Source organism: Plantactinospora sp. CA-290183 (assembly GCF_050936375.1).
In the GTDB taxonomy this organism is placed as follows: domain Bacteria; phylum Actinomycetota; class Actinomycetes; order Mycobacteriales; family Micromonosporaceae; genus Plantactinospora.
The window spans coordinates 216,954-229,997 of record NZ_JBNJMX010000003.1 but is presented as its reverse complement, the minus strand read 5'-3'; the positions used below and the strand labels follow the sequence as shown (position 1 = coordinate 229,997).

Below are 13,044 nucleotides of genomic sequence, written 5' to 3'. Positions count from 1 at the left end.
GAGGCGGACTGCGGTCGTACCTCCGCCACTACTCACCCATGCGTTCCAGCTCGCCGCCGCGAGGTGCGGGGGCGGAACCGCCGACCGGCGGCGGGCGGAGTTCGAGAAGCCGTTGCCGCAGCCTCGGCTTCGCGGCGAGCGGACGCAGCGCGGTCGCCATCAACCCGGGTACCGCCTCCGGCCCGGCCCGGCGGGCCGGGTTCAACTGCTCGGGCGCGACCGCGTCGACCATGCCGCGCACGATCTCGGTCATCGGCTGTCCGGCCAGCTCGTCCAGCTCCGCCTTCTCCTGCGTGCTGAGTTGCTGGTCCAGCCGGGAGAGCCGGGAGGCGAGGGTGGCGACCTCGTCCGGGGTGGCGCTGAGCCGGCCGGCCTTGCCGAGCAGGTCACGCAGCGAGAGCTGCCGCTCGGAGTGCCGCTGCAACGGCACGGCCTCGTCCAGTTCCGCCTCGGTGACCCCGACCGCGTCGACGATGACGAACCGCTCCTTGACCAGCGCGTCCTCGGTCACCGCCTGGAACTCGGCCGGGTCGATGGTGCGCGCTCCCCGACCCTTCAGCTGCTCGAAACAGGTGGCGCTCCGCACGGGCCGCAGGAAGAAGACGCACTCCAGCGGGCGTACGTCGGTGCCGGTGGCGATCATGTCGACGGTGACCGCGACCCGCAGTTCGGGGCTGTTCCGGAACGCCTGGATCAGGTCGTCGGGGTTGTTGCCCTCGCGCCGGGAGGCGTACGTGATCTTCTGGGCGAAGTCGTCGCCCCTGGCGAAGACGTCCCGGACCATTTGGACGATCTCCTCGGCGTGGTTGTCGTCCCGCGCGAAGATCAGCGTCTTCGGCACCTTCGACCGGCCGGGGAAGATCTCGGTGAAGAGCCGGTCCCGGAAGGTCTCCAACACCAGCCGGAGCTGCCCCCGGGAGATGACCGACCGGCCGACCTGGCCGCCGTCGTACGCGAAGTCGTCCTCCAGCTCCTGGTAGCGCTCGGCCCGGGTGCGGCGGTCCCGCAGCGGCACCACCGTGCCGGCCTCGATCCGCTCCCCCGACTCGGTTATCCGCGTCCTGATCCGGTACACGTCGAAGTCGACGTTGACCCCGTCGGCGACCGCCTGCTCGTAGGTGTACTCGGAGACCAGGTTCTGCTGGAAGAACCCCAGGGTCTGCTTCACCGGGGTGGCGGTCAGTCCCACCACGAACGCGTCGAAGTACTCCAGCACGGCCCGCCACCTGCCGTAGATCGAGCGGTGGCACTCGTCCACGACGATCAGGTCGAACGCCTCCGGCGGCAGCTCGGGGCGGTAGCCCACCTCCGCCGGCTCGTCCAGCTCGTAGCTGTCGTACGCCTGGTCGTCGACGTCGACGTCGGGTAGCTCGCGCCCGCGCAGTGCCGCGTAGAGGCGCTGGATGGTGGAGATGACCACCATGGACGAGTCCAGCATGCCGGCCCCGGACAGCCGGTCCACGGTGTACAACTCGGTGAACGTCCGCCCGTCGTCCGGGGTCTGGTAGCCGGCGTACTCCCGCAGCGTCTGCCTGCCGAGGTTGTTGCGGTCGACCAGGAAGAGGATCCGGTTGGCTCGGGCGTGCCGGAACAGCCGGTAGCTCGCCGTCACGGCGGTGAAGGTCTTTCCCGCCCCGGTGGCCATCTGGATCAGCGACCGCGGCCGGTCCTCGGCCAGCGAGCGCTCCAGGCCGCGGATCGCGTCGACCTGCGCCGGGCGCAGGCCGGCACCGTCGAGCGCCGGCATCCGCCGCAACCGGGCCCGCAGCGTCGGCAGGTTCCGGTTGTCGTCCGCCTCCCGCATCCACCGCGCCAACGTTTCGGGCCGGTGGAAGGCGAAAACCTCCCGGGTACGGGGGAACGGGTCGAGCCCGTTCACGAACGCCGTCCCGGTGCCGGTGGCGACGTACCCGAAGGGCAGCGGCGCGTCCCGCCGCCAGGCGGTCATCCGCTGTTCGGGGGTCAGCCCACGCCGGTAGCGGTCGAGCTGCGCCTGCGCACCCCGGGGCGCCGTACCCTCCCGCTTCGCCTCGACGACCCCGACCAGCCGCCGGTCGACGTACAACAGGTAGTCGGCGCGGCCGGTCGAGAGGGTGACCTCGCGGAGGGCGATGCCCGGGCCGGCGAAGAGGTTGAGCCGGTTCTCGTCCTGGACCACCCAGCCGGCCGCCGCCAACTGGCGGTCGATCTCGGCCCGGGTCCGCAGCTCGTTGAGCGGCTCCCGGGCGGCACGCCGGGCGCGGGCGATGAACTCCTCCCGGTTGGCGGCCGAGACCCTGACCGGCGTACGGCTGCCCCACTCGCGCCGCGCCTCCTCGGCCTGCGCCTCCAGGGTCGCGACCAGGTCGATCGTGCTCTCCCGGCGCGCGTCGGCGTCCCGCACCGCCCGCTCCGCCTCGGCGGCGGCGTCCGCCTTCGCGGCGGCCAGCGACCGTTTGCCGGCCAGCAGCAGCTTGGTCTCCGCCAGCGCCTCCCGGTAGCGGCGCAGCTCGGCGTGCAGTCCGGCCACCACCGGCTGCGGCACCTGGCGCGGCGGCGGGCTCGGCGGCACGAACCCGATCGGCGAGCGGTCGCCGGTCAGCGCGCGGTGGTACCAGACGCCGAGTTCGAAGCAGGTACGCAGCAGCTCCAGCGCGCTACGAAGCTCGCCCAGGTGGTCGTGCACCGCCCTGTCGCCGACGTCGCGCAGCCGCTCGAACGCGGCGTAGAGGTGGGGCACGAGTACCCCAGTGGCGCCCAGTGCCCGCACCTGGTGGTGGAAACTCGTGCCCTGCGGCCGGATGTCGGTAAGGCGTACCAGTTCCCGGGCGAGCACGTCACCGAAGGCCCGGGTCTTGAACATCGACGCCTGAGCGTCCACGTAGACCAGCGCCTCGGCGCCCGCGCCGTACCAGAGCAGCAGCGGGTGCGCCTTCAGGAAACCGAAGTTCGCGGACTGCTCCGCCAACTTCGCCATGTACCGAGGATCCATGAGACCCCACACTCCGTAGCCGGCCGGCGAACAGGTCAGGCTAGCGAAACGAAACATTCCTTACAGGTCTCAAGTCGACATGCCGACAGCGCTCCCAGGGGGCGCACCAGCGGGGCGGGCTCAGGCCGTCCCGGCCGCGGACAGCACCAGATCGTGCGGCCATTCGTCCCGCAGTACCCGGTCCAACTGCCGGTCGCTCGACCTGTCGCAGTACGGCGTCTCCTCGGTGTCCCGCACCACCGCCTCGACCGGGGCGGCGAGCATGCCCCACGGCGGGATGGTGTTCGCGAGCCGGCCGGCGAGCCGCAGGTCACGGTACTCGGGCGCCCACCAGAGCACGAAGACCGACTCGAGTTCGCGGGGGTCGATGGCGAGCCAGACGCCGAAGGTGATGCTCTGGCCGTCCGTCAGCCGGATCGGCAGCAGCGCGCGGACGAACGCGCCGATCTCGGGGACCCGCATCATCACCGACTCACGGGCCGTCGGGTGGCCCAGGTACCGGCCGTCTCCTCCTGGGCGGGCGCGTCGAGTACCGGCTCGGGCAGGGTGAAGCGCACCTGCCGGTCGCGCAGGCTGAGAGATCGCCCGCAGCACGGGCAGGTGTCGGCGATCATCGCGTCAGTCCCTAACCGGCATCGCTGCCGTGGACGCCGTGCCAGGCCAGCGGGTGGCATCGGCGGTACGCCGCTGGCGCGTCGGACCTCGGCGGTCCTCGGCGCCGGCGGGAAACCGGACCTGGCCAGGTCGTTCCGGTACGACCAGGGCCAGTCGAGTGTAACCGGGAAGCGACGGTACGGAGCCGGGACGGCGCGGCGGTAGCTGGTGGCGGTCGACGCGGCAGCCCGGACCCGTCCGCGGCGCCGGTGCGTCGGACCGGGTGTGCCGCGATGCCCCCGGGGCCCTAGTAGTGCTTTGTTAGGTTCGGTGGCGTTTGTTGCGGTGTAGCGGTTTCACGGGTTGGTGGCAGGTGGTGCAGGCGCCGGTCCAGGTCGCGAGGAGTCGTTGCAGCTCGCGGATGACGGTGTAGAGGGTCAGGCCGGCGCAGCCGCTTTTGGGTCCAGACGCAGTTCGGTGATGAACAGGTGCGCGGCGGTGACCAGGGTGACGTGGCGGTGCCAGCCGGTGAAGGATCGGCCTTCGAAGTGGTCCAGACCGAGGCCGGTCTTCAGCTCGCGGTAGTCGTGTTCGATGCGCCAGCGGATTTTGCCGTAGCGGACCAGGTCGGCGTGGCTGGTGGTGGCGGGGAGGCTCGACAGCCAGTACTTGACCGGGTCGGTCTGGTCGTCGGGCCACTGGGCGATCAGCCACCGCTCGGGCAGGATGCCGTCGGCGTCGCGGGTGACGCGATGCCCGGCCGGGCGTACCCGTAGGAAGACGAACTGGCTGCTCATCGTGCCCTTCGAGCCCTCGCGCCAGGTGACCGTCTCCGCGCCGCCGCGTCCGGCGGCGCGAACGTGTTCGACCAAGCTGACAGCGGTCTTCGGGTAGTGCGGGTCGGTGCGGGTCGGCGGCCGTCCTTTCCCGGACCAGGCCCGCGCGACCGGCCGCACCCCGGGCTCGTGTGCGAGGGCGTCGCCTTTGACTTGCATGATGTAGCCGATTCCGCGTTCGTCCAAGGCGCTGCGGAACTGGCTGGTGTCGCCATAGCCCGCGTCGGCGGCCAGCAACGGCGGGCGGAGTCCGTGGTCGGCCAGCCCGTCGAGCATCTCCACTACCAGCGACCACTTCGGTCGATGACGCTCGTCGGCGGGTATCCCGCACCGAACCCGGCGGGCGGTCACGCCGGGCCGGTCGGCCTCGTCGACGCCGTGCTCGTCCCACGAGGCCGGCAGGAACAACCGCCAATCGAGGGGACACGACGCGCTGTCGGTGACCGCGTGGACGCTCACCCCGATCTGACAGTTCGCGACCTTGCCCAACGTCCCCGAGTACTGCCGCGCCACGCCCGGTGAGCCCTTGCCGTCCTTCGGGAAACCAGTGTCATCGACCACCCACGCCAGCGGCCCGACCACGTCGACCGCACGCGCGGCCAACCCCATCCGCACCGCCGCGGTGTCCCACGTCGAAGTCGTCACGAACTGCTGCAACCCCTGATGGTCCACCCCGAGCCGATCCGCCATCGGCTGCATCGACTTACGCCGACCATCCAACAGCAGCCCACGCAGATACGTGCCAGCCTTCGCCCGCTGATCCGACCGCGCCAACCGGGTGAACACATCCGCGGCGAACGCCTCAAGCCGTTGCCGCACAAGGAAAAGCTCGTCAGGGGTCACCGCAACATCGAACTACCTGGAACCACTCCAACGCCCCAACGACACGCCGACCTAACAAAGCACTACTAGGTCGTGTCTCGAAGTGCGTGTAGCCACTCGTTGATGGCGGTGACGTGGATGGTGGCTTCGTAGCGGACGGCCAGCTTGTCGTATCGGGTGGCCAAGGCCCGGTGGCGTTTGAGCCGGTTGATGCCGCACTCGACGGCGTGGCGCTGGCGGTAGACCTCGGGGTCGAAGGCGGGTGGCCGGCCGCCTGCGGAGCCTTTGGCGCGGCGGTGCGCGTCCTGGTCGACCTTGCTCGGGATGCAGGCCTTGATCCCACGGCGGCGCAGGTGGGCGCGGTTGGCGCGGGACGTGTAGGCGCGGTCGGCGATGACCCGGTCGGGTCGCACGCGGGGGCGGCCGGCGCCGAGACGGGGCACGCGGATACCGGCCAGCACCGCGGCGAACTGCGGGCTGTCACCGCGGTGCCCGGCAGTCAGCAGCATCGACAGCGGCCTGCCGCCCTGCTCGCACGCCAGGTGCAGCTTCGTGCTCCACCCGCCGCGGGAACGCCCGAGGGCGTGGTCGACCGGCTCCGTCACCACCCCGCCCGGCGGCTCGGTCTGCTGCTGAGGGCACCGGCGTGCGCCGGCGGCGTGCTGGTGGGCCCGAGCGATGGTGGAGTCGACGCTGACGTCCCAGGTGATCAACCCAACCGCGTCGGCGCGGGCCTGCAACCCGGTCACGATCTGCTGCCAGATCCCGGCCCGCTGCCACCGTCGAAACAGCGCATACACCGCTTGCCAGGAGCCGTAACACGCCGGCACATCCCGCCACGGCGCACCGACCCGCACCCGCCACCGGATGCCGTCGATGAGCTGCCGCTTGCCCCACTGCGACGGTCGACCTGGCCGCTTACCCGCAGGCAGCAGCGGCGCCAGCACCGCCCACTGCGCGTCGGTCAGGTCATGCCGCCTCGTCACCGCTATGGTGGCCACGAGGTCTCCGGTATTCAGGTTCTTCTTGGTCGAAAAACCCTCTACCGGAGACCTCGCCGTCTATCGATCACCGACACGCCGCACCCGACTTCGAGACACTGCCTAGTGGCGGAACAGCCACCCGGGGACGGCGTTGGCGAGCGCCCGGTAGCCGGTCGGGTTGAGGTGCAGGTGGTCGCCCGTGTCGAAGGCCGGCAGCAGTTGGCGGGGATTCGCCGGGTCCCGGGCGGCGCGGTCGAAGTCGAGCACCGCGTCGAACCGGCCGCTGGTGCGGATCCAGTGGTTGACCGTCTGGCGCGCGCCCTCGCGGGTGCCCGCCGCGTCGTCGTAGCCGGTGTTGCCGCCGAAGGGTGTCAGGGTGGCCCCGTACACCGTGATGCCCTGGGCGTGCGCCCGGGTGACGATCTGGTCGTACGCGGTGATCAGGTCCTCGGCGACCGCCTTCTGCGCGGCCTCGGTGGCCTCGGCGGTGCCGATGTCGTTGACCCCCTCGAACACGATCAGCCACCTGGCCCCGCTCTGGGCCAGCACGTCACGGTCGAGTCGGGCCAGGGCGTTGGGACCGAGCCCGTCGTTGAGCACCCGGTTGCCGCCGGCGGCCTGGTTGACCACCGCGACGTTCGCGGTGACGCGGCTGGCGTGCAGCCGGCCCAGGAGCTGGTCTGGCCAGCGGTCGTTGCCGTTGGTGGTGGAGCCGCGGCCGTCGGTCAGCGAGTCACCGAGCATGACGGCGGTCGCGCCGGTCCGGGCCGGCACCTCCAGGCCGCTGAGGAAGTACCAGTGGTCGGTCGGGGTGGCGCCGGGCAGCGTGGCGTCCGCGACGTGGTTGCCGGCCAGCAGGTGCGAGGTGGTCCGGGATCCGGGGTGTGAGGTGACGTTGTTCGACGCCTGCCCCTCGGCCAGGTAAAGCGTGACGGTGAGGTTGGACCGGGCCGCGAGGGAGAAGCTGATCGGATCGGAGACCATCTGCGCGCCGACCGGGATCACCACCGAGGACCGGCCACTGAACGTGACGGGCCGCGAGGTGCCGGGCTCGATTTCGCTGACCCCGGCCTGCCCGCCGGCGGGCAGCGCCACCGACGCCGAGGTGATCGGCAACGGCGCCCCGCCGAACGCGTTGGAGAGCCGGATCCGCATGTGCTGCCCGCCGACCGAGACCCGGACCGTCTGCCGCAGCGTGCTGTCGGCCAGGACCAGGTTCTCCTGGGTGAACGGCGCCGGAGGCATGTTGTGCGGCTCGGTGAGCTGCGGCATCGACGTCCAGCTCGTCACCCAGCGGCCGTCCGCTCCGGCGGGACCCCGGCCGGCGGCGGCCGTCTCCGGCTCGGAGCCGGGCACGAGACCCGCGATCCCGGACGACGTGGCCACGACGGCGACCGTGACGGCCCCCACCGCGATCAGGCCCAGCACCGACGGTCTCCTGCTCATGCCGACATCCTCTCGTCACGGTCCACACTCGCCGGTGAAACGTTACTGAGGTCGAGCTGAAACGTAAAGATGGAGGGACGCTGATGTCTGGCCGAATCAGGGCGGCGAAGCGGGCACCCAGCCGCTGGACGCGGCCACTGCAACACCTGACCGTCGCCTGCTCGCTCGGGTTCGTCGTCGGGACGACCGTCCAGACCTTCGTGATCATCGACGTACGGATCATGGCGGAGATGATGCGGCTGGCCGGGTCGACGGCGGCGCAGGCCGAAGCGGACGCCCCCGGCTTCGTGACCGGCTTCCGCCTGGTCGGCTGTCTCTACATCCTCGGGAACGCGGTGGGCCTGCTCGCCCGGACCGGACGCGCGTGGGTCTTCTGGTGCGCGCTGGTCGTGAACGTGACCCAGGCGGCCGGCGTGGTCGTGATCCCGCCGGAGGTCTTCGAGGCCACCCGGGCGCGGTTCGGCACCCCGGGACTGCTGCCCTCACTCGTCACGGACGGCGGCGCGGTGGTCCTCGCCCTGGTCCTGGTCGTGGCCCTCGTCCGGTACCGGGGGCCGTGGGCCTACCTCCGGTCGCCGGCGCCGGCGCATTGACCTCCGGCCGGCGCAGGGCGAGGCGGGCGCAGGGCGAGGCGGGCGCAGGGCGAGGCGGGCGCACCGCCGGGGCAGCTCTACAGGCGGGCCGGCACCTATCGCCTCCGCCGCCGGGTCCTGCCGACCGCGCGGTGGCGGAGGTGATCCTCCGCTTGGATATTCCGCGCTCAGACGGGAAGAAGGCACCATGACCGACCACCGCGTCAACACCCCGTTCAGCGCCCGCTCCACGGCCCCCGAGGTCATCGCCGGCATCGACCTGACCGGCCGCCGCGCGATCGTCACCGGCGCCGCCTCCGGTATCGGCGTCGAGACCGCCCGTGCACTCGCCGGTGCCGACGCCGAGGTCACGCTCGCGGTGCGCGACGTCGAGGCGGGCCGCCGGGTCGCCCGCGACATCACCGCGGACACCGGCAACGACCGGGTCCGGGCCGCCCCACTCGACCTCGCCGACCCGGCCTCCGTCACGGCATTCGTGGCCGACTGGTCCGGGCCCCTACACATCCTGGTCAACAACGCGGGCGTGATGGCGCCCCCGCTGACCCGCACCACGCGGGGCTGGGAACTGCAGTTCGCCACCAACCACCTCGGGCACTTCGCGCTCGCCACCGGCCTGCACGACGCGCTCGTGGCCGCCGCTGGCGCCCGCGTCGTGTCGCTCAGTTCCCGGGGACACCTCCGGGCGCCGGTCGACTTCGACGACGTCAACTTCGAGCGCCGTCCCTACGACCCCTGGGTGGCGTACGGGCAGTCGAAGACGGCCAACGTGCTCTTCGCGGTGGAGGCCGACCGGCGCTGGTCCGCGGAGGCGATCAGGGTCAACGCGGTGCACCCCGGCGGCATCCTCACCAACCTGACCCGGCACATGAGCCAGGAGGAACTGGACCGGACCGTCGAGCAGTCGAACGCCTCCGACGATCCGCTCAAGACGCCGGAGCAGGGGGCGGCCACCTCCGTACTGGTGGCAACCTGGCCGGGGCTGGAGGGCGTCGGCGGGCGGTACTTCGAGGACTGCCAGGAGGCGGAACCGCACCAGGCGGGCACCCACAGCGGGGTGGCGCCGTACGCGCTCGACCCGAAGGCGGCCGCCCGGTTGTGGGAGGTCTCGCGGGACCTGCTCGACACCTGAGCGCCGAACGACCCGGCCCCGCCCCCGTCTCGGTACGACGGGAGGCGGGGCCGGACGTGGTCTGACGCCGACGGGTCAGCCGACCGTGACGGACACCTCGTTGATGCCCCGGTTAGCGGTCACGGAGGCGTCCCCGTTGCCGTGCCGGGACAGCGCCCGCAGCGTCCAGGTGCCGGGCGCCGCGAAGAACCGGAACTGACCGGCCGGCGAGGTGACGACCTCGGCGGTGAACTCACCGGTCGAGTCGAGCAGCCGGACGTACGCGCCGGCGACGGTCTCGCCGTCACCCGCCCGGACCACACCGGTGATGACGGTTTCCTTCTCCAGGTCCAGACCGGCCGGCAACGGAGCCGACTGGTCCGGGGCCGCGCAGCCGGCGGCGGTGGAGGCCGAGGTGGGTGCCGTCATCTGCCCGCCTCCCCCGGCTCGTCGCCGAGCGCGACCGGCACGCCGACCAGCGAGCCGTACTCGGTCCAGGAGCCGTCGTAGTTCTTGACGTTCTGGTGGCCGAGCAGCTCCTTCAGCACGAACCAGGTGTGCGAGGAGCGCTCACCGATCCGGCAGTACGCGACGGTCTCCTTGCTGTCGTCCAGCCCCGCCTCGGCGTAGATCCGCCGCAGCTCGTCGTCGGACTTGAAGGTGCCGTCCTCGTTCGCCGCCTTCGACCACGGCACGCTCAGCGCGGTGGGGATGTGCCCGGCCCGCTGCGCCTGCTCCTGCGGCAGGTGCGCCGGGGCCAGCAGCCGGCCCGCGTACTCGTCGGGGGACCGGACGTCGACCAGGTTCTTCGTGCCGATCGCGGCGACCGCCTCGTCGCGGAACGCCCGGATGGTGAGGTCCGGCTCCTGCGCGACGTACTGGGTCTTCGGCCGGCTGACGGCGTCGGTGGTCAGCGGGCGGGCGTCCAGCTCCCACTTCTTGCGGCCACCGTCGAGCAGCCGCACCTCGCGGTGACCGTAGAGCTTGAAGTACCAGTACGCGTACGCGGCGAACCAGTTGTTGTTGCCCCCGTAGAGGATGACGGTGTCGTCGTTGCCGATGCCCCGCTCGGAGAGCAGCGCCTCGAACTGGGACTTGTTGACGAAGTCCCGGCGCACCGGGTCCTGGAGGTCGGTCTTCCAGTCGAGCTTGATCGCGCCGGCGATGTGCCCACCCTCGTACGCGGTGGTGTCCTCGTCGACCTCGACGAAGACCACACCGGGGGCGTCGAGGTTCTTCTCGGCCCAGTCGGCCGAGACGAGTGCGGTGTCGCGACTCATCAGATCACTCCTTGGTGAGGATTGGTGGTGAGCCTGCGCGTGTGGATCGACCCTTGTTGTTGTCGCAAGTCACGCGCGGGACCCAGAGAAGGACGGATCACGGGTACGTGCGACGGCGCCGCTGCCGGGCGTGGGGGAAATCAGAGGGTACGCAGAGAAAGCAGCCCCGCCGTCAGATGACGGGGCGACACAGGCAGGTGGCCACGCGGCACAGGTCGACCGCGCGCCGTTTGGTGAGGTGCGTCCCCATAGCGTGGGAGCCTACCAGTGCTACCCAGTCGTCACCCAGAGCCGATCCACGATCCGGGATCCCCGGCCGGTCCGGTCGGCCCGCTCAGCTGACCTCGCTCAGCGCCACGTCCCGGGCGGTCGCCGCGACGGCGAGCCCGTTCGGCAGCGCCCGTACCTCGCGCACCTCGAGGGCGAACGGCAGCGGCGGCAGCGGCACCGTGACGGACAACTGCTGGGCGAAGGTCGAGATGAAGGCGCGGATCGTGGCGTTGTTCGGCAGGTCGTCGGCGGTGAGCTCGGAGAAGTTGATCACAACCTCACCCTTGACGACGGTGAGGTCGGCGATGCCCCGCAGGGTCAACTCCTGGTTGATGATCGGCACCTGCACCGGCGCGCTGATCGCGAGCTTGCCGCCCTGTTCGCGCAGCGTCACACCCGGCCGGTCGATGAGCGCGACCACGCTGTCGTAGGAGATGGTCCCGGTGCCGTCGACCGTCCTGGCGGTCACCTCGCCCTGACCGGTCCGGAGCGTGTCGATCGAGGCGGCGACGTTCCGCGCGTCGACCGTCAGCGCCGGTATCCGTACCCCCGGGGTGTCGCCCTGGGGCGGGCCCTGCACGTCGCGCAGCACCACCTTGACGGAGTCGTAGTTGCCCCCGACGACCTGGGTGAGGAAGGGGAACCCGCCGACCGTGACGTCGGGCGCGGAGGCCCGCACGTCCTGCTTGGCCATCTCCTGGTTGATCCGGTCGGCCACCACCCGCTCCGCCACTCCGGCGGCGACCCGGTCGGCGACCACCAGCAGCCCGGCCAGCACGAGGAGCACGATGAGCAGGATGACGAGCGCGCGGCGACCTCTCCGCCGGCGCGGCTGCTCCGGGTAGTAGGTCTCACCCTCCGCCGGATAGCCGTTCGCCACGCCGCCTCCTCGCCTGTCGTCGGGAGCATCATCTACCCGGAGGGCCGCTTCTCCAACCGCGACCCCGGATACGCCAACCTGTCGGGTCGGATTACAGGAAGAAGACGCTCATCGCGTACGCCGCGGGTGCGGCCAGCGCGAAGCCGCCGAGCGGGCCCTGCATGTGCCGGGCCACCCACATCGTCGGCGGCTCACCGGCCATCAGCCGCCCCGCCTCGGCGTAGCCGGCGGCGAGGTCGGCCAGCACCGCCGCACCGGCCGCGACCAGGCCGATCATCGCTCCGCTGGTCGGGTCGAAACCGACCAGGTAGCTGCCGACGACAGCGCCGGCCAGGGTGCCGAACATCGCCCCGAGCACCACGCCGGCCGCACCCCGCGGCACCTGCGGAGCCATCCTCGGCCACGGCAGCAGCGCGTCGGTGACCCGGGCGACGACCAGCGCGACCGCGGTGGCGACCAGGCAGACGAAGATCGCCTGGGTGCCGATCGGGATCCGGCTGAGCACGACGAGGCTGGCGAAGGAGACCACGCCGACCACGATCAGCAGGGTGGCGCCGAGCGACTCGGTGACCCGGGCACGGTCCGTCGAGCGGACGAGCTGGCCGAGTACGCCGACGGCGAAGCCCGCCGCGGCGACGTACCCGAGCGGGCCGAGCGCCGCGATCTGCGGCAGTACCGCCGCGGCGTCGGCGGCCCCGGCGACCAGCACCGCGACGGCGGCGACCAGCGGAAGCGCCGGCGGGCGCATGGCCATCGTCCAGGCCAGCACGAAGAGCAGCTGCACCCCGAAGACGACCATCGCGAACGGGATCCGGGCGCCCGGCCCGGCGGTGTACGCGCCGAAGACCAGGCCGCCGCCGAGCAGTGCGGCGAAGCCGGCGATCGCCACCGAGAGCATCCGGCGGACCGGTACCGGTGGGATGTCCTCCTCGGCGTCCTCCGCCGGCTCCACCGGGACGTCCCGATCGCGCTGCTCACCGGGGCGCGCGTCCCGGGAGCGGTGCCCGGTCGGGGGCGCGGGGGCGTCGAGCGGCGGGCTGGCGGGCTCGGAACCGGCGGGGTAGCCGCGCGGGCCGGGCGTACGGTCCGGGGTACGGGGCGGTCCGGCCGGGGCGGGACGACCGTCCGCCCAGGACCCGCGCCCGGTCTCCGGTGGCGTCGAGGGGTACACGCCCCGATCGTGCCAGACCGGACCGGTGACGCGCCGGTCCCGGTTTCCCCGATTCGGAAACTCGTGCGTTATGGCCCATCCCACAACCGA

The 13,044-nt window shown here is 71.8% G+C and carries 13 protein-coding genes; 2 read left to right on the top strand and 11 right to left on the bottom strand.

Features of this window, described 5'->3' with window-relative positions; translation table 11 throughout:
• Positions 1–28: 28 nt before the first annotated feature.
• From ACQEUR_RS09145 to ACQEUR_RS09120, 6 genes are all read right to left on the bottom strand, one after another.
• Positions 29–2,956 (bottom strand): DEAD/DEAH box helicase family protein, encoded by a 2,928-nt coding sequence (locus tag ACQEUR_RS09145; protein ID WP_433028336.1) that lies wholly within the window; start codon positions 2,954–2,956, stop codon positions 29–31.
• A 135-nt stretch (positions 2,957–3,091) separates the two neighbouring features.
• Positions 3,092–3,436 (bottom strand): hypothetical protein, encoded by a 345-nt coding sequence (locus ACQEUR_RS09140; RefSeq protein ID WP_433028333.1) that lies wholly within the window; start codon positions 3,434–3,436, stop codon positions 3,092–3,094.
• Positions 3,436–3,585, bottom strand: a complete 150-nt coding sequence (locus tag ACQEUR_RS09135) for a hypothetical protein (protein ID WP_433028330.1) — start codon at positions 3,583–3,585, stop codon at positions 3,436–3,438. The genes ACQEUR_RS09140 and ACQEUR_RS09135 overlap by 1 nt, the downstream gene beginning before the upstream one ends.
• 417 nt (positions 3,586–4,002) lie before the next feature.
• The gene (locus ACQEUR_RS09130; protein ID WP_433028327.1) at positions 4,003–5,244 is read right to left on the bottom strand and encodes an IS701 family transposase; all 1,242 of its coding nucleotides are present in this window, start codon (positions 5,242–5,244) and stop codon (positions 4,003–4,005) included.
• Between the two features lie 65 nt (positions 5,245–5,309).
• Positions 5,310–6,224: an IS5 family transposase gene (locus ACQEUR_RS09125; protein ID WP_433028324.1), complete on the bottom strand. Its 915-nt coding sequence runs from the start codon at positions 6,222–6,224 to the stop codon at positions 5,310–5,312.
• A gap of 102 nt (positions 6,225–6,326) precedes the next feature.
• Positions 6,327–7,652, bottom strand: coding sequence for an SGNH/GDSL hydrolase family protein (locus tag ACQEUR_RS09120; protein ID WP_433028321.1), 1,326 nt, complete (start codon positions 7,650–7,652; stop codon positions 6,327–6,329).
• An 83-nt stretch (positions 7,653–7,735) separates the two neighbouring features.
• On the opposite strand from ACQEUR_RS09120, the gene ACQEUR_RS09115 reads away from it, so the two are divergent.
• Positions 7,736–8,245 (top strand): hypothetical protein, encoded by a 510-nt coding sequence (locus ACQEUR_RS09115; RefSeq protein ID WP_433028318.1) that lies wholly within the window; start codon positions 7,736–7,738, stop codon positions 8,243–8,245.
• 187 nt (positions 8,246–8,432) lie between these two features.
• Positions 8,433–9,374, top strand: coding sequence for an SDR family NAD(P)-dependent oxidoreductase (locus tag ACQEUR_RS09110; protein ID WP_433028315.1), 942 nt, complete (start codon positions 8,433–8,435; stop codon positions 9,372–9,374).
• Between the two features lie 75 nt (positions 9,375–9,449).
• Here the strand turns inward: ACQEUR_RS09110 and ACQEUR_RS09105 are convergent, their stop codons facing one another.
• The 5 genes from ACQEUR_RS09105 to ACQEUR_RS09085 all read right to left on the bottom strand — a co-directional run bounded on the left by ACQEUR_RS09105 (position 9,450) and on the right by ACQEUR_RS09085 (position 12,954).
• Positions 9,450–9,782, bottom strand: a complete 333-nt coding sequence (locus tag ACQEUR_RS09105) for a DUF1416 domain-containing protein (protein ID WP_433028312.1) — start codon at positions 9,780–9,782, stop codon at positions 9,450–9,452.
• Positions 9,779–10,633 carry a sulfurtransferase gene (locus ACQEUR_RS09100; RefSeq protein WP_433028309.1) on the bottom strand — a complete coding sequence of 285 codons (855 nt, stop codon included), beginning with the start codon at positions 10,631–10,633 and terminating at the stop codon, positions 9,779–9,781. Before ACQEUR_RS09100 ends, ACQEUR_RS09105 begins: the two co-directional genes overlap by 4 nt.
• Before the next feature lie 172 nt (positions 10,634–10,805).
• Positions 10,806–10,883, bottom strand: a complete 78-nt coding sequence (locus tag ACQEUR_RS09095) for an Ms5788A family Cys-rich leader peptide (protein ID WP_310503780.1) — start codon at positions 10,881–10,883, stop codon at positions 10,806–10,808.
• Positions 10,884–10,967: 84 nt separating this feature from the next.
• A complete protein-coding gene (locus ACQEUR_RS09090; protein WP_433028306.1) occupies positions 10,968–11,783 on the bottom strand; it encodes an LmeA family phospholipid-binding protein in 816 nt (271 codons plus the stop codon).
• Positions 11,784–11,874: 91 nt separating this feature from the next.
• Positions 11,875–12,954, bottom strand: coding sequence for a hypothetical protein (locus tag ACQEUR_RS09085; protein ID WP_433028303.1), 1,080 nt, complete (start codon positions 12,952–12,954; stop codon positions 11,875–11,877).
• Between the last annotated feature and the right edge of the window lie 90 nt (positions 12,955–13,044).